24 protein-coding genes and 2 tRNA genes are annotated in these 24583 nt (G+C 67.7%); 10 read left to right on the top strand and 16 right to left on the bottom strand.

Features of this window, described 5'->3' with window-relative positions; translation table 11 throughout:
* Positions 1–612 precede the first annotated feature (612 nt).
* From ACQR07_RS30550 to ACQR07_RS30535, 4 genes are all read right to left on the bottom strand, one after another.
* Positions 613–688, bottom strand: a tRNA-Thr gene (locus tag ACQR07_RS30550).
* Positions 689–853: 165 nt separating this feature from the next.
* Complete coding sequence (locus ACQR07_RS30545; RefSeq protein ID WP_434905777.1) at positions 854–2776, bottom strand: heme biosynthesis protein HemY; 1923 nt, start codon at positions 2774–2776, stop codon at positions 854–856.
* A gap of 17 nt (positions 2777–2793) precedes the next feature.
* Entirely contained in the window at positions 2794–4107 is a 1314-nt protein-coding gene (locus tag ACQR07_RS30540; RefSeq protein ID WP_434905776.1) for a hypothetical protein, read from the bottom strand.
* Between the two features lie 50 nt (positions 4108–4157).
* Entirely contained in the window at positions 4158–4895 is a 738-nt protein-coding gene (locus tag ACQR07_RS30535; protein WP_434905775.1) for a uroporphyrinogen-III synthase, read from the bottom strand.
* Positions 4896–5034: 139 nt separating this feature from the next.
* Between ACQR07_RS30535 and tsaD the strand changes: the two genes are divergently transcribed.
* From tsaD to ACQR07_RS30515, 4 genes are all read left to right on the top strand, one after another.
* Complete coding sequence (gene tsaD / locus ACQR07_RS30530) at positions 5035–6102, top strand: tRNA (adenosine(37)-N6)-threonylcarbamoyltransferase complex transferase subunit TsaD (protein WP_434905792.1); 1068 nt, start codon at positions 5035–5037, stop codon at positions 6100–6102.
* A 207-nt stretch (positions 6103–6309) separates the two neighbouring features.
* Positions 6310–7290 carry an NAD(P)H-dependent glycerol-3-phosphate dehydrogenase gene (locus ACQR07_RS30525; RefSeq protein ID WP_434905774.1) on the top strand — a complete coding sequence of 327 codons (981 nt, stop codon included), beginning with the start codon at positions 6310–6312 and terminating at the stop codon, positions 7288–7290.
* 95 nt (positions 7291–7385) lie between these two features.
* Positions 7386–8492: an alpha/beta hydrolase gene (locus ACQR07_RS30520; protein ID WP_434905773.1), complete on the top strand. Its 1107-nt coding sequence runs from the start codon at positions 7386–7388 to the stop codon at positions 8490–8492.
* 123 nt (positions 8493–8615) lie between these two features.
* Positions 8616–9029: an EVE domain-containing protein gene (locus ACQR07_RS30515; RefSeq protein ID WP_434905772.1), complete on the top strand. Its 414-nt coding sequence runs from the start codon at positions 8616–8618 to the stop codon at positions 9027–9029.
* A gap of 45 nt (positions 9030–9074) precedes the next feature.
* Here ACQR07_RS30515 and ACQR07_RS30510 read toward each other — a convergent pair whose 3' ends face one another.
* The 5 genes from ACQR07_RS30510 to ACQR07_RS30490 form a co-directional block, all read right to left on the bottom strand.
* Positions 9075–9572 (bottom strand): DUF2059 domain-containing protein, encoded by a 498-nt coding sequence (locus ACQR07_RS30510; protein ID WP_434905771.1) that lies wholly within the window; start codon positions 9570–9572, stop codon positions 9075–9077.
* A gap of 330 nt (positions 9573–9902) precedes the next feature.
* Positions 9903–11405, bottom strand: coding sequence for an ammonium transporter (locus ACQR07_RS30505; protein ID WP_434905770.1), 1503 nt, complete (start codon positions 11403–11405; stop codon positions 9903–9905).
* Between the two features lie 39 nt (positions 11406–11444).
* A complete protein-coding gene (locus tag ACQR07_RS30500; RefSeq protein ID WP_008971557.1) occupies positions 11445–11783 on the bottom strand; it encodes a P-II family nitrogen regulator in 339 nt (112 codons plus the stop codon).
* 322 nt (positions 11784–12105) lie between these two features.
* On the bottom strand, positions 12106–13416 hold the full coding sequence (locus tag ACQR07_RS30495) for an ammonium transporter (protein ID WP_434905769.1): 1311 nt from the start codon (positions 13414–13416) through the stop codon (positions 12106–12108).
* Between the two features lie 83 nt (positions 13417–13499).
* Positions 13500–13838 (bottom strand): P-II family nitrogen regulator, encoded by a 339-nt coding sequence (locus tag ACQR07_RS30490; RefSeq protein WP_434905768.1) that lies wholly within the window; start codon positions 13836–13838, stop codon positions 13500–13502.
* 212 nt (positions 13839–14050) lie between these two features.
* Between ACQR07_RS30490 and ACQR07_RS30485 the strand changes: the two genes are divergently transcribed.
* Positions 14051–14932: a DUF4339 domain-containing protein gene (locus ACQR07_RS30485; RefSeq protein ID WP_434905767.1), complete on the top strand. Its 882-nt coding sequence runs from the start codon at positions 14051–14053 to the stop codon at positions 14930–14932.
* Positions 14933–14937: 5 nt separating this feature from the next.
* On the opposite strand, the gene tesB is transcribed toward ACQR07_RS30485, so the two are convergent.
* Positions 14938–15813, bottom strand: a complete 876-nt coding sequence (tesB, locus tag ACQR07_RS30480) for an acyl-CoA thioesterase II (protein ID WP_434905766.1) — start codon at positions 15811–15813, stop codon at positions 14938–14940.
* An 80-nt stretch (positions 15814–15893) separates the two neighbouring features.
* Here tesB and ACQR07_RS30475 point away from each other — a divergent pair, with 80 nt between their 5' ends.
* Positions 15894–17189 carry a ubiquinone biosynthesis hydroxylase gene (locus tag ACQR07_RS30475; protein WP_434905765.1) on the top strand — a complete coding sequence of 432 codons (1296 nt, stop codon included), beginning with the start codon at positions 15894–15896 and terminating at the stop codon, positions 17187–17189.
* Between the two features lie 136 nt (positions 17190–17325).
* On the opposite strand, the gene ACQR07_RS30470 is transcribed toward ACQR07_RS30475, so the two are convergent.
* From ACQR07_RS30470 to ACQR07_RS30460, 3 genes are read right to left on the bottom strand one after another with little or no spacing between them, the layout of a single operon-like run.
* Positions 17326–18255, bottom strand: coding sequence for an alpha/beta hydrolase (locus tag ACQR07_RS30470; protein WP_434905764.1), 930 nt, complete (start codon positions 18253–18255; stop codon positions 17326–17328).
* Positions 18256–18258: 3 nt separating this feature from the next.
* A complete protein-coding gene (locus ACQR07_RS30465; RefSeq protein ID WP_434866523.1) occupies positions 18259–18456 on the bottom strand; it encodes a Trm112 family protein in 198 nt (65 codons plus the stop codon).
* A gap of 55 nt (positions 18457–18511) precedes the next feature.
* On the bottom strand, positions 18512–19054 hold the full coding sequence (locus ACQR07_RS30460) for a TetR/AcrR family transcriptional regulator (protein ID WP_434905763.1): 543 nt from the start codon (positions 19052–19054) through the stop codon (positions 18512–18514).
* A gap of 87 nt (positions 19055–19141) precedes the next feature.
* Between ACQR07_RS30460 and ACQR07_RS30455 the strand changes: the two genes are divergently transcribed.
* The 3 genes from ACQR07_RS30455 to ACQR07_RS30445 all read left to right on the top strand — a co-directional run bounded on the left by ACQR07_RS30455 (position 19142) and on the right by ACQR07_RS30445 (position 21046).
* Complete coding sequence (locus ACQR07_RS30455; protein WP_434905762.1) at positions 19142–19492, top strand: hypothetical protein; 351 nt, start codon at positions 19142–19144, stop codon at positions 19490–19492.
* Positions 19493–19855: 363 nt separating this feature from the next.
* On the top strand, positions 19856–20203 hold the full coding sequence (locus ACQR07_RS30450) for a cupredoxin domain-containing protein (protein WP_434905761.1): 348 nt from the start codon (positions 19856–19858) through the stop codon (positions 20201–20203).
* A gap of 12 nt (positions 20204–20215) precedes the next feature.
* The gene (locus tag ACQR07_RS30445) at positions 20216–21046 is read left to right on the top strand and encodes an FTR1 family iron permease (RefSeq protein ID WP_434905760.1); all 831 of its coding nucleotides are present in this window, start codon (positions 20216–20218) and stop codon (positions 21044–21046) included.
* Here ACQR07_RS30445 and ACQR07_RS30440 read toward each other — a convergent pair whose 3' ends face one another.
* A complete protein-coding gene (locus tag ACQR07_RS30440) occupies positions 21047–21721 on the bottom strand; it encodes an LON peptidase substrate-binding domain-containing protein (protein ID WP_434905759.1) in 675 nt (224 codons plus the stop codon). It abuts the gene before it with no gap.
* 60 nt (positions 21722–21781) lie between these two features.
* Complete coding sequence (gene trxA, locus ACQR07_RS30435; protein WP_434905758.1) at positions 21782–22702, bottom strand: thioredoxin; 921 nt, start codon at positions 22700–22702, stop codon at positions 21782–21784.
* A 288-nt stretch (positions 22703–22990) separates the two neighbouring features.
* On the opposite strand from trxA, the gene ACQR07_RS30430 reads away from it, so the two are divergent.
* A tRNA-Gly gene (locus ACQR07_RS30430) sits at positions 22991–23065 on the top strand.
* A 39-nt stretch (positions 23066–23104) separates the two neighbouring features.
* Here the strand turns inward: ACQR07_RS30430 and ACQR07_RS30425 are convergent.
* Positions 23105–24568 (bottom strand): caspase family protein, encoded by a 1464-nt coding sequence (locus ACQR07_RS30425; protein WP_434905757.1) that lies wholly within the window; start codon positions 24566–24568, stop codon positions 23105–23107.
* Positions 24569–24583: the final 15 nt, after the last annotated feature.

Genomic DNA, 24583 nt, shown 5'->3' with positions numbered 1-24583 from the left:
TGGTTAGATCCGGTCATCCCGCCCGCACTGAGAGGGGCGTATCGCGATCGTCACGGGACGTTGCGGCGGGGAGCGGTGGCCGCGGGGCGACGCAGCATCCTTGAGGGTGCGGACGAACGTCGTCGTGCGGACGGTCAAGCCGTGTGGTCCCGACACCCCGACGCTGGTGTCTTGGTCGGCGACGATGCCGATGACGGGGGCAAGCAAGCCCGGTCCCCTGGGAGAGCACGGAGCAGCCGTAAGACCATTGCGCAGGGAAGGCCGGGTTGTTTCCGGCTGAGCCTGTGGTTCCTGCCCCGTGCACTTCTTTCGCACGGGGGCCATGGGTGCCAGTCGGCACTCGGCCATCCCCGCGCCCTCTCAATTGATGAGGACGCCAGTTGCAGCACAGCTCGGGGCTATCAGCCTGCGAGATCGCGGCTGCGTGGGCGCGAGCTACGGCTGCTGATAGCAGCGGGCTGTTTGACAGCGTTGATCGGATCAGAGAGCGAGGATTGGCCCGTGGGCAGAGGGAGGATCAAACGCCCCGCTTCGCCAAGTGGCTTCGCCGGGCACGCTTCGCCCTTCGAGCTCCGACTCGGCCGCGCCGCGCGTAGCCCGAAGGGCGAAGCGTGGTGCCGCAAGAGGGACTCGAACCCCCGACCCCGTCATTACGAATGACGTGCTCTACCAGCTGAGCTATTGCGGCGAACCAAAGCAGCGGCTGGCCGGCGAGGCGCCGGCCGACGCGAATGCGCTCCTGATATCGGGCGGACGGCCCGTTGGCAAGAACAAGACGGAGCGGGAACGCTCGCTCCGCGGCGATTTCCGGCGGGGGAGCCGGGCGGAGGGCCCGGTATCCCACGGGGCGGCGTCAGCCGCCAAAACGGGACCAGAACCCCCGCCAGCCACCGGCCTGGGCCTTGGGGGCGATCTGCTCGGCGAACTCGTCGCGCGGATGGTCCTCGTCCTCGACGCCGGGATCATCCGGCGGACGCATGATCGGGACGATGGCCTGGATCTGGGTCTCGCCCGGCTTGGCCAGGTCGGAGCGGTTGCGGAACAGCGGCGTCGGGGCCGCGGCGGCGGTTTCCACCGGCTTGGCGGGCTCCGCCGGCGTCTCGGCCTCGTCGGTGATATCAGCCTCAGCCTCGGCCTGGGCCTCGGGTGCGGCGGCCTGCAGCGGCGGGGCGGCCTCCGCCGTGGATTGTGCCGGTGCCGGCGTCACCTCGACCACAGGGCTGTCCTCAGCCTTCTCAACAGGGATATCCACCGGCTTGTCGACAGGGTTGTCCACGGCGTTCACGGTGGGAATCTCGACTGCCGGTGCCGGCGCGGCCGCCTCGGCGGGGCGTGGCGGCTCGTTGTCCTGCAGGGTCGGCGTGATCACGACCGGGGCGGCCGCGGCGCCGCGCGGCGGCTCGACCAGGCCGTCGGGGATCGCGGGACGGCTCGGCGGCGCCAGCACGGCTTCGGCGAATTCCGAGCTCTCGATCACGCTGTTGCGCTCCGACGGCAGGCTCGCCACCGGGGTCTGCCACTGGAACGCGTCGAGCCGGCCGGTGACCGGCGAGATCGGGCGCCAGCGGTCGCTGACATAGCCGTCCGCGGTCCAGGCCGGGTCGTGGCGGGCGCGCACCGCGCGCAGGGTCCATTCGCGCGCACGGCCGGCATCGCCGAGCTCGGTACGCTCCAGCTCCGCCATCAGCATCGCGACGCGCTGGGTCGGGTCATCGGTGAACGGCGCCAGCGCCGCACGGGCGCGGCCGAACTCGGCGGCGTCGATCGCCGCCCGAGCCACCGCCAGCGCGCCTTCGACATGGCCGGGCGTCCGCGCGGCGAGGTTCTCAACCCGCGACAGCCGCTGCCTGGCCGAATCGCCGAGCCGGACATGGGCATAGGCGTCGGCGAGATCGGGATGCGGGCAGGACGCCCAGGCCGCCTCGATGATCTTCATCGCGCGCCGCACCTGATGCGCCTCGCTCTCGAACTTGGCGGCGAGCACCGCGGCCGGCACCAGGGTCGGCGCCAGCTTCACGGCTTCCATCGCGCTGGAGCGCGCCAGGTCGCGGTTCTCGGTCTCCAGCGCGATCGCGCGCGCGGTCAGCAGCACGCCGCGCTGGCGGCGATAGGTCGGCTTGTCGATCATGCCGGCGGTGTAGTTGCCGTCGAGGATCGAAAGCGCGCCGTTCCAGTCGGCCTGGGCGCAGCGGAAGCCGAGCACGGCATGCGAGGCCCAGGCGGCATTGGGCGCGAGTTTCAGCGCCTCGTCGGCGATGACCACGGCGGCCATCGCATCGTCGGCGCGCTGTGCCTCGATGAACAGGCCGCGCAGGCCGAGCAGGCGCGTGTCGTGACGCTCGGCCATGGCGCGGAACGCGCGCCGGGCGCCGTCGCGGTCGCCTTCGAGCTGGGCTGCCTGCGCATGCAGGAGAAGGGTCAGCGGATCGTCGCCGGCGAGGCGCTTGGCGGTGTCGGCATGCTGGCGCGCCGCGGTCGAATCGCCGTGGCCGATCGCCAGCAGGCCGTGGGTGATGGCGTGGCGGCCGCGCTGATGGCGGCGCTCGCGGCGGTGGCGGTTGATGCGGCCGGGTGCGCGCAGCAGCGTGCTGGCCAGGTTCCAGACCGCGACGCAGGCGGCGATGGTGAGGCCGAGCGCCAGCACGAACACCGGCAGGGTCATCGCGACCCGCCAGGGGCCCCAGTTCAAGACGACGTCGCCGGTCTGCTCGGCGACCCAGGCGGCACCCGCGGCGGCGAGCCCGACCAGGATGAGGAAGATGACGATCCGGAACATGTGCGTCCTTGGGCGTCCTATTGCGCGGGTTTGGCGAGCGCGGTCATCGCGTCGTCGGCGAATTTGCGGGCGGTCGACAACGCGGCATCGCGCGCATCGGCCTTGGCGAGCCAGTCATTGGCGGGGGCGCGGTCCTCGGGCGACATGGCCTTGAGCTCGCGGCGCGCCTCGGCGACGTCGTTGCGCAGCGCCGCCGAAGTGATCCGCGCGACGGCTGCGCCCCGGTCGGTGCCGGCGCCATCGGTGCGCTCGACCTTCACCAGCCGCGCCGCGCCGGCGGAGAGCTTGTCGACGATCGAGGTTCCGGTGGTGCCCTCCGGCGCCGGAGGCGTCAGCTTCGGCACGATGGTCAGGAGATCGCGGCTGAGCGCGGCGGGGCTCGGCACGCCTGACGTGGCGAACGTCTCCAGCGGCTTCAGCAGGGCCGCATCGCCTGCCAGCGATTTCGCTGTCGACAGCGCCGCGCCATACGGATCGCCGTGGCGTACGGCGACGTCGAGCAGGGTGGCGGCGACCACGCGGCGCAGCGGTGCATCGTCGGCCGACTTGGCCGCCTCGGCCGCCGCAGCCGCCTCGGTGATCTTGCGGCTCTCCTGCGCGAGCGCCGCGCTCTGGCTCTTGGCCGTGCGCTCCAGCGCGTCGATGCGCGCGGTCAGGCCGGACAGATCGACCGGGGCCGGGGCGGGTGGCGGCGCCGTGCCGTCGCGCGGCTGCGTCTTGACGTCGTTCAACGCCGCCATCGTCTGGTCGCTCTGGGTGCGCAACGCATTGACGTCGCCGCGGACGGCCGCGATCGCCTTGTCGACCGCGTCGATGCGGCCGGCCATGGCGGCGTCCGGCTTGCCGACCCGCTGCTCCAGCGTGGCGACGCGGCTGGTGAGTGCGTCGACCGCAGTCGCCTGCGGCGACACCTCCGACGGCGGTGTGACCTGAGGCCAGCCCAGCATCGAGCCGACGCCGATCACCAGGGCTGCGGCCGCTGCGCCGGAGAACGGCGCGATGATCCACGGCGACACCGGACGCGGCGGCGGAAGCTCGGCCCGCGGCGGCTCGGCTGCGGCGATGGTCTCCGACTCCGTCTCCCTGGCCGCCAATTCCGGCTCGGCGTCAGCGGCGCCATGCGGATGCGACTGGCTGGCCGTGCCCGACGATCCCTCGGCCACCGCTTCGGCGGGCGCCGACCAGGGCGATGCCGTGGGGCGCTCGGCCGCGCTCTCGGCGGCAGAAGGGCGCTCCTCGCGCGAGGTCGGCTCGAGGTCGATGGTCGGCGGTGGCCGTTTCGGCCGCCCGGTCTCGGAGGCCGGCGCAGCGGTGTCGGGTTCATCGACCATGGTGAGGGGTTCCCTGGCTGAGGCAGATTGGGCAGGCCGTCTTACGCCATTCACGGTCGCAACGCACGAGCCAGCCCTTCCAGCATGTCGTTTTCATCCGGATGCGCCGCGATTGTGACCTGGGTCGCCCCGGCCTCGCGCAGCACCTCGGCGACATTCGCCGACATGCAGCAATGCGGCACCGCCAGGGCCGAGATTTCGACACCGTCGGCCCGGATCGCCGCCACGAACGCCGCGGCACTTCGCCGCGAGTAATGCAGCACCGCCGCGATCCCGTTCGCCGCGAATGCGTCGCAGACCTCGCGCGGCAGCGCCGTGACCTCGGCCATCCGGTAGACGGTCTGGGTGACCATGGCGAAGCCGCGCTCGGCGAGTTCGGAGGCGAGATCGCGCGAGATGTCCGCGCCGGCCAGATACAGCAGCGTCGGCCTGCCGCCGTCACGCGCCCGGGGCACGCTGTCGGCGACGAGATCGCGCAGCGCCGCTGCGTCGCTCGCGGCGGAGATAACCTCGGTGAACCCTGCCGCGCGCGCGGCAGACGCGGTGTGATCGCCGACCGCGAACAGCGGCCGCGTCAGCAGCGTGGAACCGGCGAGCTGCGGGCCGGCGGCGCGCACCGCATTGGCCGACGTCACGATCACCGCCGCCACGTCGCTGGCGACATCGGCGGGCAATGCGACCGGCTCGAAGCGCAGCATCGGCGCCAGCAGCGCGTCGATGCCGCGCGCCCGCAGGGCGATCGCAGTCCGTTCATTGTCGGGAGCGGGACGGGTCACCAGCACGGCCATGTGCTATGCTCCCGTCGAATACGGAGCGGCCGGGTCGCAACGGACGGACGATTGCACCTGGCGACCTCGTGGTGTTAGGCGGTATCGCGCACTCATAATAGCCGAAGGGTTGAGATTGGGTAACGATACGACAACGCTGGTGCTCGGCATCGAAACCACCTGCGACGAGACCGCCGCCGCGGTGGTTGCGCGTGATCCGGATGGCAAGGGCCGCATCCTCTCCAACATCGTGCGCTCGCAGACCGACGAGCATGCGATCTATGGCGGCGTGGTTCCCGAGATCGCCGCGCGTGCCCATGTCGACATGCTCGATCACCTCATCGACGCGGCGATGCGCGAGGCCGGCATCGACTATGCCGCGCTGTCCGGCGTCGCCGCCGCAGCGGGCCCCGGCCTGATCGGCGGCGTCATCGTCGGCCTCACCACGGCGAAGGCGATCGCGCTGGTGCACGACACGCCGCTGATCGCGGTCAATCATCTGGAGGCTCATGCGCTGACGCCGCGTCTCACCGATGCAATCGACTTCCCCTATTGCCTGTTCCTGGCCTCCGGCGGCCACACCCAGATCGTCGCCGTCGTTGGCGTCGGCGACTATGTCCGGCTCGGCACCACGGTCGATGACGCCATGGGCGAGGCGTTCGACAAGGTCGCGAAGATGCTCGGTCTGCCCTATCCCGGCGGACCGCAGGTCGAGCAGGCGGCGCGCAACGGCGACGCCAGGCGCTTCGCGTTTCCGCGCCCGATGCAGGGGCGAGCCGATGCCAATTTCTCGCTGTCCGGCTTGAAGACGGCGGTGCGCAACGAGATCGGCCGGCTCGCGCGCGTGAGCGAGCAGGACACCGCCGATCTCTGCGCCAGTTTCCAGGCCGCGGTGCTGGACTCGACCGCCGACCGGCTGCGCGTCGGGCTCGACCTGTTCAAGCAGCGCTTCGGTGCGCCGACGGCCCTGGTCGCGGCCGGCGGCGTCGCCGCCAACCAGGCGATCCGCGCCGCACTCGACGACGTCGCGCAAGCCGCCGGCACCCGCCTGATCATGCCGCCGCCGGCGCTGTGCACCGACAATGGCGCGATGATCGCATGGGCCGGAGCCGAGCGGCTTGCCCTCGGCATGGTCGACGGCATGGACGCCGCGCCGCGCGCCCGCTGGCTGCTGGACGCCAGTGCGAACGTGGCGGCGAAGTTCGCGAACACGCGTGCGGGGTTTTGAGCACGTGGGCAGATCATCTCTCCACGCTTCGCTCGCGAGCGGGGCAACCTTCAGCCTCTCTCCGCGCGCGGGGAGAGGCCGGATTGCATCGTCAGATGCAATCCGGGTGAGGGGGGCTCTCCGCACGGCCGGTGCGCGTGGCTGCCCCTCACCCCAACCCTCTCCCCGTAAGAACGGGGAGAGGGAGCGCAGCCGCGGTTGCCGCTGATGGCTCGCTTCCAAACCATCTCCATCATTGGTGCCGGTGCCTGGGGCACCGCGCTCGCCGCCGTCGCCGCGCGCGCCGGCCGGGACGTCACGCTCTATGCGCGCGATGCCGATCACGCGGCGCGCATCGCCGCTGCGCGGGAGAACCCGCGGTTGCCCGGCATTCCGCTCGCCGACAGCATCGCCGTGACCGCCGATCTCGCCCAGGCCGCGCGTGCCGATGCCGTGCTCATCGTGGTCCCCGCGCAGCATCTGCGCGGCGTCGTCATGCATCTGGGGCCGCTGCTCGCGCCGGGCACGCCGCTGGTCGCGTGCGCCAAGGGGATCGAGCACGGCACCCACAAATTCATGACCGAGGTGATCGCCGAGGCGGCGCCGCGCGCCATGCCAGCCATCCTGTCCGGCCCGAGCTTCGCCGACGATGTCGCGCGCGGCCTGCCGACCGCGGTCACGCTGGCTGCGCCCGACGAGCCGGTCGCGGCCGACCTGGTGCAGGCGCTGGGCTCCTCGACCTTCCGGCCCTATCACTCGACCGACGTGCGCGGTGTCGAGATCGGTGGCGCTGCCAAGAACGTGCTGGCGATCGCGGCGGGCATCGTGGCGGGACGGCAGCTCGGCGCCTCGGCGCTGGCGGCGCTGACCACGCGCGGCTTCGCGGAGCTTGTCAGGCTCGGCCGCGCGTTCGGCGCCCGGGGTGAGACGCTGACCGGCCTGTCCGGCCTTGGCGACCTGATCCTGTCCTGCGCCGGTCCGCAATCGCGCAACTTTGCCGCCGGTCTGGCGCTTGGCCGCGGTGAGCCGCTGCCGGCGGGCAAGCTCGCGGAAGGCCAATACACCGCGCCGGTGCTGGTCGAGCTCGCCGCGTCACGCGGCGTCGAGATGCCGGTGGCCCAGGCGGTGGCCGCGATCCTCTCCGGCGCTGTCACGATCGACGCCGCGATCGAGGCGCTGATGATGCGTCCGTTCAAGGCGGAGGAGTAGGCGGCCTTCACGGCAACGGGAGGCTGTATTAGCCTGGGCTTGATCCGGCGAAGTCCGGTCGATCAACGAAGAAACAATCCGCCCGAGGAAACCCCATGCGCAGATCGCACCTTGCTTTGGTGTCGGCGAGCCTCGCCTTGCTCGCCGCCACCGCCCCGTCGCACGCCCAGACCGCGACCAGCTATGACGAACTCGCCAAGAGCGAAGCCGCCGCCAATTCCGAGAACGGCAAGCGGGTCGCGCCGGTCAAGTCGATCCGCAATCCCTCCGACGAGGTCAGCCCGGAAATGCAGGCGATGATCGGCGCGCCCTATCCGCCGCATTTCAACGCCGATCCGAAGACCCCGGCGGAATGGAAGGAACTGATCGACCGCCGCGCCAAGCTGGCGATAGCTGGTCTTCCCGCGCTGAAGGAGAGGCTCGGCGTCAAGGTCGAGGAAGCCAAGATCGCCGGCGTGCACTGCTTCATCGTCACGCCGAACAAGATTCCGGCTGACAACCGCCGCCGGCTGCTGGTCCACGTCCATGGCGGCGGCTACGTGTTCGGCCCTGGCGAGGCGGCGCTGCCGGAGGCGATCCTGATGGCCGGCTTCGGCGGCTTCAAGGTGATCTCGGTCGACTACCGCATGCCGCCGGACTTCCCGTATCCGGCCGCGATGGACGATGCGATTGCGGTGTGGAAGGCGCTGGTCAAGACCAACGATGCCAGCCGCATGGCGATCTTCGGCACCTCGACCGGCGGCGCGATGACGCTCGCCATGGTGCTCAGGGCCAAGGCCGAGAAGCTGCCGAGGCCGGCCGCGATCGCGCCGGGCACGCCGTGGGCCGACATCGACAAGATCGGCGACAGCTACGCCGGCAATGAGTGGCTCGACAATGTGCTGGTGACCTGGGACGGCTGGCTCGGCCGCGCCGCCAAGCTCTATGCCAACGGCACCAGCCTGAAGGATCCGCAGATCTCGCCGATCTACGGCGACTTCAAGGGCTTTCCGCCGACCATCCTGACCTCCGGCACGCGCGATCTGTTCCTGAGCAACACCGTGCGGACGCATCGCAAGCTGCGCCGCGCCGGCGTCGTCGCCGACCTCAACGTCTATGAGGGGCAGTCGCACGCGCAATATCAGTTCAACGTCAATGCGCCGGAGACCAAGGAGGCTTTCACCGACATCGCCAGGTTCTTCGACCGCCATCTTGAAGAGTAGCGTTCGGCTCCCAACAGGATTCGGCATGGCCGGGCTTGACCCGGCCAGCCGCGTCTTCTTTCATCCGCCGCGTCGAACATCGCCGGACGATCCGTCCGAGCCCCGCGAAGGACATCCCGCTCCATGAGCTACTGGCTGGTCAAATCCGAACCCTCGGTGTGGTCCTGGGATCAGCAGGTCGCGAAGGGCGCCAAGGGCGAAGCCTGGACCGGGGTGCGCAACTACACGGCGCGGCAGAACCTAGTGGCGATGAAGAAGGGCGAGCTCGCCTTCTACTACCATTCCAACGAGGGCAAGGAGATCGTCGGCATCGCCGAGATCATCAAGGAAGCTTATCCCGACCCGAGCGACAAGACCGGCAAGTTCGTCTGCGTCGACATCAAGGCGCACAAGCCGTTCAAGACCCCGGTGACCTTGGCCGCGATCAAGGCCGATCCCAAGCTGGCCGAGATGGCGCTGGTCAAGCAATCGCGGCTGTCGGTGCAGCCGGTGACGCTGGAGGAATGGAAGCACATCTGCAAGCTCGGCGGGGTGTAGCGGTTGACGACCGCGCAATTCCTCGGTCTCAGGCCGTGAGGCCGATCAGAGGTTCAACCCTTTCTTGCGCAACTCCTCGACCATCTGCTTGCTGATCTCCTCACCGACGGACTGCCCGAATTTCTGGCCGACGATGGTCGTTTCCTGCGTCACGGTGACGAGCTTCTGCAGGACGCGTTGCCCGGTCGGCGTCTTGTAGAACTCGGTCATGGTCCTGAGCTCCTCCGCCGAGAAGTTCCGGGCGTAGACGAGTGCGGCCGCGTCCGCGAGTTCGGACATCCTACCTTTGAACGCCTCAAGGAATCTGGGCGTCAGCGCATCGTATTCAATCGCCACCTCGGCGCGGCCCTGCACGATCGTCGGCTTCAGGTTCTTCATCATGTTGGGCAACATCGCCCCGATCTGGTCATTCAAGTGCATGACGACGATCAGCTCCTTCGCTGCGGCGAGAGCCTCCGGTGACGCGGTCTGCGCCTTCGCCGTAGGCGCGGTCATGGCCGACAACAGCATCGTCAAGGCAACGATTACAAAGTAGCGCTTCATCTCGATCCCCTGTGGCGACCGTCGTGCCGCCGCGATTCATTCTAGCGACGCACCACCCGTCCGTAACTGCACGTTTCGGTTGTGCGGATCTCGCGCTGAATTCCCTCTCGGAGGCAACGCGGCCAACGCCAACCTCGGCTGTCGTCCCTGCCTTGCACTCGCAGGGACGACACCGGTTTGTTTGCGGCCGCTCTGCCCCTTCAGGCCGGCGCCAAAAAAAGAAAGGGGCCCCAGCTTGCGCTGGAGCCCCTCAACGGTCAGGGCATTGCCGGGTATTTGCCCGAACCGAAGTTGCGGACTTGGCCCCGTGGGACCAAGTCCCGGGAGAACTCAGTAGTTGTAGGCGCGCTCGCCGTGGTCGGTGATGTCGAGACCCTCGCGCTCCTGCTCCACGGTCGGGCGCAGGCCGATGATCACGTCGACGACCTTGTAGAGGATCGCCGAGCCGATACCCGACCACGCCAGCGTGGCGAGAACAGCCTTGATCTGAGCCAGCATCTGCGTGCCGAACTCGTAGGTGCCCGCGTTGTTGCCGGTGATGTTGGTGTAGTCGGTGATGCCGACGCCGCCGAGGGCCGGGTTGACCAGGATGCCGGTGGCGAGAGCGCCGATGATGCCGCCGACGCAGTGCACGCCGAACACATCGAGCGCGTCGTCATAGCCCAGCGCGTTCTTCACGGTGGAGACGAAGAACAGGCAGACCGGCGAGACGATCAGGCCGAGCACCAGCGCGCCGATCGGGCCGGCATAGCCGGAGGCCGGCGTGACGGCGACGAGACCAGCGACCGCTCCCGAGCAGATGCCGAGCAGCGAGGGCTTGCCCTTGATGGCCCATTCGCACAGCAGCCAGGACAGCGCCGCACCGGCGGTGGCGACCATGGTGTTGACGAAGGCCAGCGCGGTGACGCCGTTCGACTCGAGGTTCGAACCGGCATTGAAACCGAACCAGCCGACCCACAGCAGTGCCGCGCCGATCATGGTCATGGTCAGCGAGTGCGGAGCCATCAGCTCCTTGCCGTAGCCGGTGCGCTTGCCGATCACCACGGCGCCGACGAGGCCGGCGATGCCAGCGTTGATGTGCACCACGGTGCCGCCGGCGAAGTCCAGCGAGCCCGCCTGGAACAGCCAGCCGGCGTTGCTGGTGACTTCGTCGAGCTTGGCCTGAGCGGCGGTCTTGGCGGCGGCGTCGGTGGCAGCGGCGAGAGCCTTCGCAGCAGCAGCGACGTCATCCGGCGCGGGGACGTACCAGACCCAGTGCGCGATCGGGAAGTAGATGAAGGTCACCCACAGCAGCACGAACAGCATAACCGCCGAGAACTTGATGCGTTCGGCGAAGGCGCCGACGATCAGGGCCGGAGTGATCATCGCGAAGGTCATCTGGAACACGAAGTAGGCGAGTTCCGGGATCACGACGCCGTTCGAGAAGGTAGCTGCCGTTGCGTTGGCATCGACGCCGTGCAGGAAGGCCTTGGCGAAGCCGCCGACATACTTGGTCATGCTGCCGCCGTCGGTGAAGGCGAGCGAGTAGCCGTACAGCGTCCAGACCACGCCGACCATGGCGACGATCGCGAACACCTGGGTCAGGACCGAGGCCATGTTCTTGGTGCGGACGAGACCGCCATAGAACAGCGCCAGGCCGGGGACCGACATCATCAGCACGAGCGCGCTGGAAATCAGCATCCAGGCCGTATCGCCCTTGTTGGGAACGGGGGCGGCGGCAGCCGCGGCGGCCGGCGCATCCTCGGCGAACGCCACATCGGCGAGGCCTGCGACGCAGAGCCCGGCGATCGCGAGCGTAACCCATGCCGCGCTGGTTGGACGTTTGAACGTCATTTCATAGTACTCCGTAAGTGTTCTGGTTTGAGCGCGAAATCAGAGGGCCGCAGCGTCCGCTTCGCCGGTGCGGATGCGCACGGCGTGCTCGAGGCTGATGACGAAGATCTTGCCGTCGCCGATCTGGCCGGTCTTGGCGGCCGAGGAGATCGCGTCGATGGTCTTGTCGACCTGGTCGGAGGGGATCGCGACCTCGATCTTGATCTTGGGCAGGAAGCTCACCGCATATTCGGCGCCACGGTAGATTTCCGTGTGGCCCTTCTGCCGGCCGTATCCCTTCACTTCGGTGACCGTGAGACCATGAACGCCGATGGCGGTCAGGGCGTCCCGGACTTCTTCCAGCTTGAATGGCTTGATGATCGCCATAACAATTTTCATCGGTCCTATCCCCGCTTGGGCTCGGCACGGACGTTGCCGAGCGCTTCCTGTCGACTGAGGTTCACCACGCGGAGAGAGCTTCACGACGCGGGCACAGCCGGGGGCGTAGAATCAAATGCCGTGCCAGACGGCCGGTCAGGGCTAACGAGCCGTGAACGCTGACCTTTTTGGCCATCCAGGGGGGAGGAGGGGGCTGCGCCATTCGGTCGCGCCTAGCGAATGGGCAGACATGCGCAAAATCTGCGCATGTCTGGCTCAAGACACAATGCTGCTCACTGCGCGGGCAGCATTGGTCGACTCAGAACAGATCAATTGGCGTCAATTACTGCAGCGCCTCGCCGTGCTGGGAGATGTCGAGCCCCTCCAGCTCGTGCTCGCGGGACACCCGCAGCGGCACGAAGGCGCTGACCAGCTTGAGCAGGCCCCAGGTGACCCCGCCGGTCCACACCAGGGTGACGGCGACGCCATAGAGCTGGGCGACGAGCTGTTTCGGGTTACCTTCGATCAGGCCGGCCGTGCCGCCGATGGCTGCGGTAGCGAACACGCCGGCCAGCAGCGTGCCGGTGAGGCCGCCGATGCCGTGGACGCCGAACACGTCGAGCGAATCGTCGTAGTGGAAGCGCTGCTTCAACGAGGTGCAGGCCCAGTAGCAGATGATACCGGCAAGCGCGCCGATGACGAGGCCGTGCCATGGCGCGACGAAGCCGGACGCCGGCGTGATGGTGCCGAGGCCCGCGACCGCGCCCGAGATCATGCCGAGCACCGACGGCTTGCGCCGGGTCGACCATTCCAGCGCGCCCCAGGTGATCGCACCGGCGCAGGCCGCCAGATGCGTGGTCAGGATCGCCATCACGGCATGGGCATTGGCGCCGAGCGCCGAGCCGCCGTTGAAGCCGAACCAGCCGACCCAGAGCAGGCCGGTGCCGACCACCGCCAGCGACAGGTCGAACGGCGACAGGTTCTCGGTGCCGTAACCCTGGCGCCGGCCCATCACCAGCGCCGCCACCAGCCCGGCGGTGCCGGCGGACAGATGCACGACCAGGCCGCCGGCGAAATCGACGGTCCCGGCCTGGGAGAGGAAGCCGCCGCCCCAGACCCAATGTGCCAGCGGGATATAGACGAAGATGAACCAGCCGATGCTGAACAGCAGGTAGGCCGAGAAGCGCATGCGATCGGCCACCGAGCCCGCCACCAGCGCCACCGTGATGATCGCGAACGTCATCTGGTAGAGCATGAACAGCGATTCCGGGATCGTCTTGGCGCCCGGATGAACGCTGTCCATCCCCATGCCGGCCAGGAAGGCGCGATCGAGGGTGCCGATCCAGGCGCCGTCGCCGACGAACGCCAGCGAATAGCCGAACGCCACCCACAGGATCGAGATCACCATGACCGCGGCGAGGCTCTGCGCCATCGTCGCCAGCACGTTCTTCTTGCGGACCATGCCGGAGTAGAACAGCGCCAGCCCCGGGATGGTCATCATCAGCACCAGCGCGGTGGCGACGATCATCCAGGCGGTGTCGGCGGCATCGATGGTCGATGGCGCAGCGGCGCTTGCTGGCGTGGTGAAGGCAATGACGCAAGCTGCAGCGAAAGCCGCAGACGCGCGCAGACAACGAGACGCGCAGGTCCCCATGACAGTCCCCCCGGCATGTCAGTTCAGATTGAGAATTTCAGGTCCGCCGCGCCGTTGCGGCGGGCGTGCAGCCGTGTGGCCGTCTAGAGTGCATCGGTGTCGGTTTCGCCGGTGCGGATGCGCCGGGCATGGTCGATCGGTGTGACGAAGATCTTGCCGTCGCCGATCTGGCCGGTGCGCGCATGCGTGGTGATGACCTCGACCGCCTTGTCCGCCATGTCGGCATTCACGGCGATCTCGATCCGCAGCTTGGGCAGGAAGTTCACGATGTATTCGGCGCCGCGGTAGATCTCGGTATGGCCCTTCTGGCGGCCATAGCCTTTGACCTCCGTAACGGTCATGCCGTGAACCCCGATCGCGGTGAGGGCCTGACGCACCTCGTCGAGCTTGAAGGGTTTGATGATCGCAACGACGAGCTTCATGGGCGGGCCTTGGGTTTCCTCAGATCGGTCGAAACAGCCTGTTTCGGAGGCAGGCTCGAGATGGCCGTTGTGGCCTGTTCCTAGGCAAATGGCACAAAAACAGCGCAGCGTTAAGCGAAAACGTCAGGGAGTGACGGATATCACTGAACGGAACGCGCCATCGCCCGACAGATGGAAGACGTCTTGTTGCCTCCCTTATTCAAGGACCTCCCATGTCGAATCGTTCCTGGTACTACGCAGCCCAAGGTCAGCAGCAGGGACCCATTTCGGAAGACGAGTTGCGCGACCTGATTGCCGGGGGCGTCGTGACCGCCGAGACGCTGCTGTGGAGCGACGGCATGGCGGGCTGGGAGAAGGCCGGCCGCATTCCCGGGCTGATGTCGGGGGTGCCGAGCACCGCGCCCGGCGGCCCGCCACCGTTTGACGGCAGGAGCGGCGGCGGCATCCCGGCCGGCGCGCTCTCGGCGGATCTGGAGACCTTGACCTATTTCGGCTGGACCTTGCTTTATTTCGTCGGCCAGTTTCTGGTCGTCATCACCCCCTGGACCGCCGTCTATCTCTACCGCTACGTGATCGAGCGGATGAAGGTGCCCGGCCGGCCGAACCTCACCTTCACCGGTCAGCCGCTCGACATCTGGTATGTCTTCATCGCGATGGGCGTGCTGGCCTATGTCGGCCTCAGCGATCGGCCGATTCTCAATCTCATCTCCCTGGTCGCTCCGGCATTCCTGGGATGGATGGTGCTGCGCTGGCTGCTGAGCAACCTCGCCTCGAATGGCGAGCGGCTGCCGATCCATTTCGAAGGCAGTCCCGTCGTCTATGCCGGCTGGTACCTGCTGCTGATCGTGTCCGGCATCACCATCGTCGGCTGGGCCTGGGTGCTGACCGCCTGGATGCGCTGGGTCTGCCGCAACATCCAGGGGACGCGGCGCGAGGTCGTGTTCAACGGGTCTGGCCTTGAAGTGCTCTGGCGCTCGATCGTGTTCGGACTGGGCAGCATGCTGATCATTCCGATCCCGTGGCTGCTGCGCTGGTACAGCGCCTGGTACGTCTCCCAGTTCGCCGTCGTGCCGCGCGGCTCGCAGCCGATGTGATCAGGCTACGCCCGGCGTTCGCGGATCGATCCCTCCTGCGCGACGGAGGCGACCAGCGTGCCGTCGGGCTTGAAGATCGAGCCGCGGGTCAGCCCGCGGCCACCCTGCGCGCTTGGCGAATCCTGCGCATAGAGCAGCCATTCGTCGGCGCGGAACGGCCGGTGAAACCACATCGCGTGATCGAGCGAGGCCGGCATCATGCGCTTGTCGAACAGGGTCCGGCCATAGCGCGCCATGACCGCGTCGAGCAGCGAGAAGTCCGACGCATAGGCCAGCGCGCACAAATGCAGCGCCGGATCGTCCGGGAGCTTCGCCGCGGTCCGGATCCAGACGTGAATGCGGCCATCGTCGATCTTCTGGCCGAAATAGCGGCTGAGTTCGACCGGACGCAATTCGATGGGACGATCGGATTCGTAGTAGCGGCGGATGAAATCCGGCATCCGCTGGAAGACCTCCTGAAACATCGGCTGCTTCGAGATCTCCTCCGCCGTCAGCTTCTCCGGCGGCGGCACGTCGGGCATCTTGTCCTGGTGATTGAACGAACTCTCCTCGTCGCCATGGAACGACACCATGATCGAGAAGATCGCGTTGCCGTGCTGGATCGCGGTGACGCGCCGCGTTGCATAGCTCTTGCCGTCGCGCAGCCGCTCGACCTGGTAGATGATCGGCACCTGCGGGTCGCCCGGCAGGATGAAATAGCAGTGCAGCGAGTGCGGCAGCCGGCCCTCGACGGTGCGGCAGGCCGCCATGACAGCCTGGCCGATCACCTGGCCGCCGAACACGCGCTGCCAGCTGGTCTTGGGGCTGTTGCCGCGGAACAGGTTCACCTCGATCGGCTCCAGATCGAGGATCGAGATCAGGTCGATCAGTCCCTTGGACATGGCGTCGTGCTTTCGCTGGCTCGGGCGGCTGCTGCGGCCCCATTCTGGCTGGATCAGGCATCCGGAATTGATGGCCTCGGGTGGCAGCCCTTGGTTTCCGCCCCTGTTTCGCCCAGCTATACTCCACCCGCAAGAGTAACCGTGAGCAGAGTGGCATGACGACACAGCGAAGCATTGTCATTTGTGGCGGCGCCTTTGCCGGCCTGGCGCTGGCGCTGGCGCTGCGCCAGGGGCTTGGGCCCGAGGTGCCGGTCATCGTGGCCGATCCCGCGCTCGCCAACCGTCCGAGCCGCGACCCGCGCGCCTCGGCCATCGTCGCCGCCTGCCGCAAGCTGTTCGATGCGATCGGTGTCTGGGCCGACGTCGCGCCGGAGGCGCAGCCGATCCTCGACATGGTCATCACCGATTCCAAGCTGGAAGACGCTACGCGGCCGGCGTTCCTGACGTTCGCGGGCCAGGTCGAGGCCGGCGAACCGTTCGCTCACATGGTCGAGAACCGGCTGCTGATCGACGCGCTGGTCAAGCATGCCGAGGCCGCCGGTGTCGAACTCAAGGCGCTGCCGGTGACCGGCTTCGAGACCCACGGCGACAGTGTCACGGTGACCTTGGGCGACGGCACAAGCTGTGAAGCCAGCCTGCTGGTGGCCGCCGACGGCGCCCGCTCGAGACTGCGCGAGCGCGCGGGCATCCAGACCCATGGCTGGGACTACGACCAGTCCGGCATCGTCGTGACCGTCGGTCACGAGCGCGACCATGGCGGCCGCGCCGAGGAGCATTTTCTGCCGCCGGGACCGTTCGCCATGCTGCCTCTCACCGGCAGGCGTTCCTCGCTGGTGTGGACCGAGCGGCGCAGGGAAGCCCAGCGCCTCGTGGCGCTCAGCGCGGATGAATTCCATGCCGAGCTGGAAAAGCGCGCGGGGCTGCATCTCGGCGAACTGAAGGTGCTCGATCAGCCCAAGGCGTTTCCGCTGTCCTATTTCGTCGCGCGCTCCTTCATCGCGCCGCAGCTGGCGCTGGTCGGCGACGCCGCGCACGTGATCCATCCCATCGCCGGGCAAGGGCTCAACATGGGGCTGAAGGACGTCGCGGCGCTGGCCGAGGTCGTCGTCGATGCCGCGCGCATGGGAACCGATCCGGGTCAGATCGACGTGCTGGAAAGCTATCAGCGCTGGCGCCGCTTCGACACGATGGCGATGGGCGTCGCCACCAATTCGCTGAACTTCCTGTTCTCCAACAAATCGACCCTGCTGCGCGCGGTGCGCGACATCGGGCTCGGCATCGTCGATCGCGCGCCGCCGTTGAAGGAGCTGTTCATCAAGCAGGCCGCCGGCCTCACCGGCCAGATGCCGCGGCTGCTCAAGGGCGAAGCGCTATAGGCGCTAGCGCATAATGCGTTTCCGCGGAATCGCATCGTGGTAGCCTCGCGCACGTTTCCGATTTCGCAGCGCGCACCTGGAGGTCAGCCCCGCTATCACCCTCCCCTGGAGGGGGAGACCGAGATCGCGGCGCCTACTAGCGCGGGTTCGGGGCCGCGATGAAGCCCGCCACGGCGTCAACCATGTCGGGATCGAGCGGGCGGTCGGGTTCGTTGTAGGAGGCGAGGTTCTCGTCCTCGTTGGCGACGTCGACCAGGACGTGGTTCATGTCCGGCAGCCACAGCGTCTTGGCGGCCGGCGCAGCGGCGGCGAGCGCCACCATGTCGAGCCGCGCGATCTGATGGTCGCGGGCGCCGCCGACGATCAGGATCGGGATCGTGATCTGCTTCAGCGGGTCGATCGGATCCTCGGCGAAGGCGGAGCCGATGCCGGGCTGCATGCTCGGCGCGATCGGCAGCTCCGGCGGGGCGGGATCGACGATCCGCCCGGCTATGATCGCGTCGATCGCCTTGGCGACCGGCTCCATCTTCGCCGGCGGCAGCTTCTTCTCGAGCTGCGCCTTGAGCAGATCCCCCTGCCGCCGCGCCGAGGTGACGAGCAGCACGAGGCGGTCGGCGGGGGTGCGGCGGGCGGCGAGGATGGCGACGAGGCCGCCCTCGCTGTGGCCGACCAGGACGATGCGCGCGAACTTGCCGCGCAGGAAGTCGACCAGCGCGGCGGCATCGTCGACATAGTCCTTGAAGCGGAAGTCCTCGGGCCTGCCGAACTCCGCCTTCCAGCCGCGCGCACCGCGCTTGTCATAGCGCAGGCTGGCAACGCCGCGGGCCGCGAGCTGCTCGGCGAGCTTCTTCAAGGTCGCGGGCTTCAGCTCCGGCCCATTGCCATCCCGGTCCGTCGACCCCGAGCCGGCGATCAGCAGTGCGACGGGCGGTTTGTCGATGCCTGATGGGGTGGTCAGAACGGCGTCGAGCGCGCCGACGCGGACCGCGCTCTCCTCGGCCGACGCCGCCGTCGTGAGAACGGCGAGCGCCAGCACCAGCGCGCAGCGGATGACGGCGGCGCGCATCGCTCAGTCGATCTTCCGGGCTTCCTCGGGCAGCATGATCGGAATGCCGTCGCGGATCGGATAAGCGAGCTTCGCCGACCGCGACACCAGCTCTTGCCTGGCCGAATCGTATTCCAGCGGGCCCTTGGTCATCGGGCACACCAGGATTTCGAGCAGCTTGGGATCGACGGAATTGGCGGGGCGTTCGAGCGGGGCGTTCATGGCATGGATCTCCAGCGGGCGCCTCTTATCACACCGGCGGCCGCGCTGTCCTCACTCAAGGCTCGTGCAACGCGATCCGGATCAGCTCCTCGATGACGGCCTGCTGCTGCATCGCTGGAAGCGGCCGGTCCGACAAAGCGTGGCCGAGAAACGTCCAATACAGCACCTGCGCGCGCGCCTGCGCCAGGGCCGGCGGCAGGCCCGTGGCGGCGAGCAGGCTCTCGACATAGCCGAGCCGGCGCCGGTCGATGGCCTGGACGGCCTGGCGAGCACCCGGGTCGGACGCTGCCCAGCTGCGCACCGCGCGTTCCAGCGTGAGCCGGATCGAGAAGGTCCGCCGCAGCAGGACGGCGATGGCCGGCGCATCGTCGGTGCTCGCCTCGACCCCGGTGATGATCTGCTCGGCCGCGACCTCGCGCCAATGCCTCAGCAGCTCGGCGTGGAACGCGGCGACATCGGCGAAATGCCAATAGAAGCTGCCGCGCGAGACCCCCATGACCTTGGCCATCGGTTCGGCCTTGAGTGCCGTGAACCCCTTGCTGGCCAGCACCTTCAGGCCCTGGTCCAGCCAATCCTTCGCCGAGAGCTGTTCGTTCATGTCGCCACCTGCCGGACCATACACTTATGTATTGACGCGCGCCAGTGCCGGGCGCATCTTCCATACATAACTGTATGGAGAATGACTATGCGTGATATCCTGCTGCAAGTTGCCGGGCTGTTCGCGATCACGGCGGCCCTGATCCACGGCATCCTCGGCGAGACCGTCGTGTTCAAGCGCGCCACCATCGCGCCGGAGCGGTTGCGGATCCTGCTCCGGATGGTCTGGCAGGTGGGAACGGTGGCGTGGATCGGCTGCGGGGTGCTGTTGGCCGCGGCGCCCTCGTTCGACTCCGATACGGCGCGCCATTGGATCGTCGTCACGCTCGTCGTCGTGTTCGGCTTCGCCGCGGTCGCCAACGCGATCGCGACACGTGCGCGCCATTTTGGCTGGATCATGCTCGCGGGCGTCGTCGCGCTCGCCGCGGCGGGCTATTGACGGCTGTGCGGCGTCAATCCGGACAGGACAGGCACTCGCCGCCGAGCGGGCCAGTGTCTGAACCTTCTTGTCGCGCGGCTGCGATCAAACCGCCACCGTTCACTCGCAATGCGGGCTCCGTGGCGATGGTGTGGCGCGTGAACGAAAGTTGTAACGAAACCATGCCCCGTCGGCGCTCGCCCGCCGAGCGGTCGCCACTGCCACGACACATTCACCGAGAATGTTTCCAACTTAGAATGAGTCTCTTTGCAGATGTGGCGGCGGGCCGCTTAGCTGTTCGTCGTCGCGAACAGGTACCTCGATGTCGATGCGATCGCGTACCAGTTCTCAGATTTGCTTGTTGGAATACGAGAGGGCTGATCGATGTTGACCGACGTGGTGCGCAAGTGGGTCGTGGTCGGGGGAAGCCTCGGCATGCTGCTGATGGCGGCGCAGGCCCAGGCCGAGGGGGCGAACGAGATCTGCCTCACCTACGCGAACGGGCAGTTCGAGCCGAAGGAGCCGACCGTGCCGGCGGACGCGCCGCTGGTCATCCGCGTCAAGAACCTGGAAGCCAAGGCGATGGAGTTTGAAAGCGAGACGCTCAAGGTCGAGAAGGTCGTGGCGGCCAATAGCGAGGCCGTCCTCAATCTGCGTGCGATGAAGTCGGGGCGCTACGAGTTTCACAACGACTTCAATGACAAAGCCCGCGGCTTCATCAACGTTCAATAAGGCCGTCGTCCCATGCTCGCCGCCCTGATCATCGTCTTCCGTGAAGTCTTCGAAGCCGGCCTGATCGTCGGTATCGTGCTCGCCGTCACCAGCACGGTGCCGGATCGGCTGCGCTGGATCGGCGGTGGATTGCTGGCGGGGCTCGCCGGCGCCTGCATCGTCGCGGCATTCGCCGGCGCCTTGACGCAGCTGTTCGAGGGCATGGGACAGGAGCTGTTCAACGCGGCCATTCTCGGAACGGCCGTGATCATGCTGACCTGGCACAATGTCTGGATGGCGCGCCATGGCCGCGAGATGGCCAATGAGTTGCGCAGCACGGGGCAGGCCGTCGTGACCGGAGCCAAGCCGCTGGTCGCCCTGACCGCCGTGATTGCGATCGCGGTGCTGCGCGAGGGCAGCGAGGTGGCTCTTTTTCTCTACGGTGTCGCCACCTCGGCCGATGATTCGGGCGGAGCGCTGCTCGGCGGAGGAATCCTCGGCCTGCTGCTCGGCGTCGCCGTCTGCCTGGCAACCAGCTATGGTCTGATGCGGATTCCGCCGCGCGCGCTGTTCAAGACGACGACGGTGCTGATCACGCTGCTGTCGGCCGGAATGGCGGCCCAGGCGGTGTTCTTTCTCGCGCGCGCCAATTGGCTGACCTCGCTCGATCGGGTGGTCTGGGACTCCAGCGCGGTGCTGCCCGAGAACGGGCTGGCGGGGCGGACGTTGAAGGCGCTGGTCGGCTACACGGATCAGCCGACGGCGATGCAGCTCACCGTCTATGTCGCCGTGGTGCTGGCGACTGTCGGCCTGATGCGCCTGATGACCATGCCCTCGGCGCCGCGGATCGCCGCCGCCGAATGATCATTGCAGCGGCGGATCGCCCGACGTCCGCTTCTTGGCGAGATCCATCTCGGTGACGGCGACCAGGATCTCGGCGCGGGTCTTGAGGTCGGGCGCCTCGAGCATGGCCTGCTTTTCCGCCGGGCCATAAGGCGACATCATCGCCAGCGCGTTGACCAGCGCTTCGTTGGGAGCGGCTTCGATGCCGGCCCAGTCCACCTTGAGATTGTTGGCCTTGAGGAAGTCAGTCAGCACGGCGAGAAGCGCGTCGCGGTCGACCGCCTCCTCGCCCTTGCGTGCCGTGAAGTCGTCGACATAGGGGAAGTAGTCGACCCTGCACTGGCGATAGACGGTCAGCACCGTCATCTCCTCGACCACCTTGAAGCGCGACACGCCGGTCAGCTCGAGGATGTAGCGGCCATCGCCGGACTCGGCGAGCTGCGTGATTCGCCCGACGCAGCCGACCTTGAACAGAACCGGCCGCTCCTCGCTGGAGGAATGCGTGACATCGGGCTGGATCATGCCGATCAGGCGATGGCCGTCGCGGAAAGCGTCGTCGACCATCGCGAGATAACGCGGCTCGAAAATGTTGAGCGGCATTTGGCCGCGCGGCAGCAGCAGCGCGCCCGCCAGCGGAAATACCGGAATGATCTCCGGCAGCTCGGCGGGACCGCGATATTCGGCATTGATCGGCATGCGCTACCTCGTGTCCGCGAGACCCGGTCCGTCGGAGCGTGCCGCCTCGCCCAGCTGCGTTTACGAAAACAGGATCGTCGACAGCCGCTTGCGGCCGTCGACGGTGGCCTCGTCAGCACCGCCCCAAGCTTCGAAAAACTGCACGAGCTGCTTGCGCGCGCCGTCCTCGTTCCATTTGCGATCCCGCTTCACGATTTCGAGCAGATGGTTGGTGGCTTCCGTCCGTTTGCCCGCGGCGTTGAGCGCGATCGCCAGGTCGAAACGCGCCTGGTGGTCGAGCGGATTAGCGGCGACCTTCTGCTCGAGCTCGCCGACGGGGCCGAGCGACTGCGCCTGCTCGGCCAGGTCGATCGCGGCCTGCACCGCCGAGACCGCGGAATCGCTGCGCTTGGCTTCGGGGACCTGCGCCAGCGTCTCCTTGGCCTGCTCGACCGCGCCGGTCTCGAGGTAGCACTTGGCAAGGCCCGCCAGCGCCGGGATGTTGTCGGGCTCGACCGAGAGCACCTCGGCGTAGATCTGTGCGGCGCCCGCGGGGTCGCCCTCCGCCAACACCGCCTCGGCTTCCTTCAGGATCTCGCCAATATCGGGCTCGCCCATGCCGGGAACGCCCTTGGTGATCTTCTCGATGAAGGCGTTGATCTGGCTTTCCGGAACGGCCCCCATGAAGCCGTCGGCCGGCCGGCCGCCGACGAAGGCGATCACGGCCGGAATCGACTGGATGCCCATCTGGCCGGGGATCGCCGGATGGTCGTCGATGTTCATCTTGACCAGCTTGACCTTCCCTTTGGCCGCCTTGACGGCCTTCTCCAGGATCGGGGTCAGCTGCTTGCAGGGCCCGCACCACGGGGCCCAGAAATCGATGAGGACCGGCTGACGCTTCGATTCCTCGATGACGTCCTTCACGAAGGTCTGCGTCGTGGTGTCCTTGATCAGATCCGGCACCTGTGGCGCCGCTCCGCCGCCCTGCTCAACAATGGTCACGGGGTCCTCGTCCAAAAATGCTGGATTGGGCGGCCGGCCGGGAACCGGCGGGCCACCGCGCCTCAATACACGGTTTCCGTCCCTTTAAGTGGCGGTCATCCGGGAAATTTCAATCGGTTCATCGCGGCGGCCGCAGGTGTGCCGAATCGGGCCGGTTTGGCCGGCGCCGACACCCAAAATTGAAGGCCGCCACGTGACGAAACCTGTCGCAGACCTGTTGCATTCGTCCGCGGCATTTGGCATAGGTCTGCCCGTCGCTGGCGGCCACGCCGCCCAGTGGTCACGGATGCGGGTGTAGCTCAGTGGTAGAGCACGACCTTGCCAAGGTCGGGGTCGAGGGTTCGAACCCCTTCGCCCGCTCCAAATCGCCGCTCCGCAAATATCCTTCTTACTTTCGACGGCTCACTGGACCGGCTGGGACTTGTCCCAAGCCGCGAACACGTCTGCGAACACACGATCCCCAGTCGGACCTTTGCTGATGGCCAGAATGGCCCGTCGCTGGTTGGTGTACACGAGGGGAATGTCGATCCATTCGCGCCCGGCCAGGAGTTCGCTGTTGCGCGCGCGGTCGGCGTCGACATTGGAGAACCCGACCAGGAAGGATCCTTCCGTTACCTTGACCGCAAGCCCCGCCAGCGGCGTGCCGCGCGCCTGCTCATTCGTCTTCATCAGGATCCCCGGCACGCTGTTGATGCCGCCACCGGCGAAATCGGCGGCGCGCACGAAGGTGAGATCGGCGACATGGCTGGCCGGCAAGGTGGGATCGTCGTTGCGGCGCAGCTGCAGGCTCACCTTCAGCTTGCGATCTGGAATATCAATCTCGGCCCGGATGGCCGGCACTGGCTGACCCGATCGCGGGCTCTTTATGGTGTCCATCCGCCACGTCACCGAGCCGTCATAGCGCTTGCCCTTGGGATCGGCGGGATCCTCGTCGTACAGCACGGCGAGGCCGGGTGTCCGGGCGTCGAGAGCCGTTGCTGGCGCGGACGGCGGCGGGCTCGCCGGCGCCGGCCCCGCGGATGGCTGGTTCGCCGGAGCCTTGCTCGTCTGTTCGGCGACAACAGGCGCAGGGCTCGCGCGCGGTGGCCCAACGGCCTCGCTGCCGCCAAGCGGCGCGGCCAACAGCAGCGGCTGTTGGCTCCCGGCCGTCGCGCGCTTGACGGCAATCCCCGCCCGATTGAGCGTCTCGATCAGTCCAGCCCGATCTGTTGAAGCGAATGCCTCGGCCAATGCCGTTGCGAAGGCACTATGACCGTAGGGTCCGCGCTGACCGACCGAAGCCGGTTGCGCCGAGAAGGACAGAAGCGTGTTGGCGGGCACGCTCGTCGCCACCAGGCCAGCCGACAGCCCGGCAATGCCGCGCGCGGCGAATGGGTTCGACCGGAGGGCATCGAGGATCACGACGTTCTGCCGGCTGTCTGGTCCTTCCAGCTCGCGCAACATCGAGGCGAGCTCGCGCAGCTCAGCCTCGACGTCGGCCGCTTTCGCCGGAGCTGCGTCGACCGGGACGAGATAATTCTTGCCGCCGAAGTTGAGCCCATAGCCGGCGTAGTAGATCAGCGCGACATCGGCGTCGGCGATGCGGCCCTTGAACTCCGCGAGCGCGCGGTCGAAGCCCTGCCTGGTCAAGTCGATCTGCGCAGCGCCACCGCTCAGGGTGAAGCCGAGGCGGCTCAGCGTTTCGGCCAGCAGCTTGGCGTCCGCGGCCGGCTCGTCCAGCAGCGGCGCATGCTCGTGGATGGAGTTGCCGATCACCAGCGCCACGCGCTTGTTGGCCTGGGCGGATCCGACACCCGCCAGGAGCGCAATGACCACGGCAACGCCCGCAAAAAAAAGCTGCCTAACTCGGCGGCCCACCCCACGCATGCCAATGATCTCCTG

Source organism: Bradyrhizobium sp. HKCCYLS20291 (assembly GCF_051167715.1).
Classification (GTDB): Bacteria; Pseudomonadota; Alphaproteobacteria; order Rhizobiales; family Xanthobacteraceae; genus Bradyrhizobium.
Note: the sequence above shows the minus strand (reverse complement) of the source record. Positions and strands in the feature narration are given on the sequence as shown.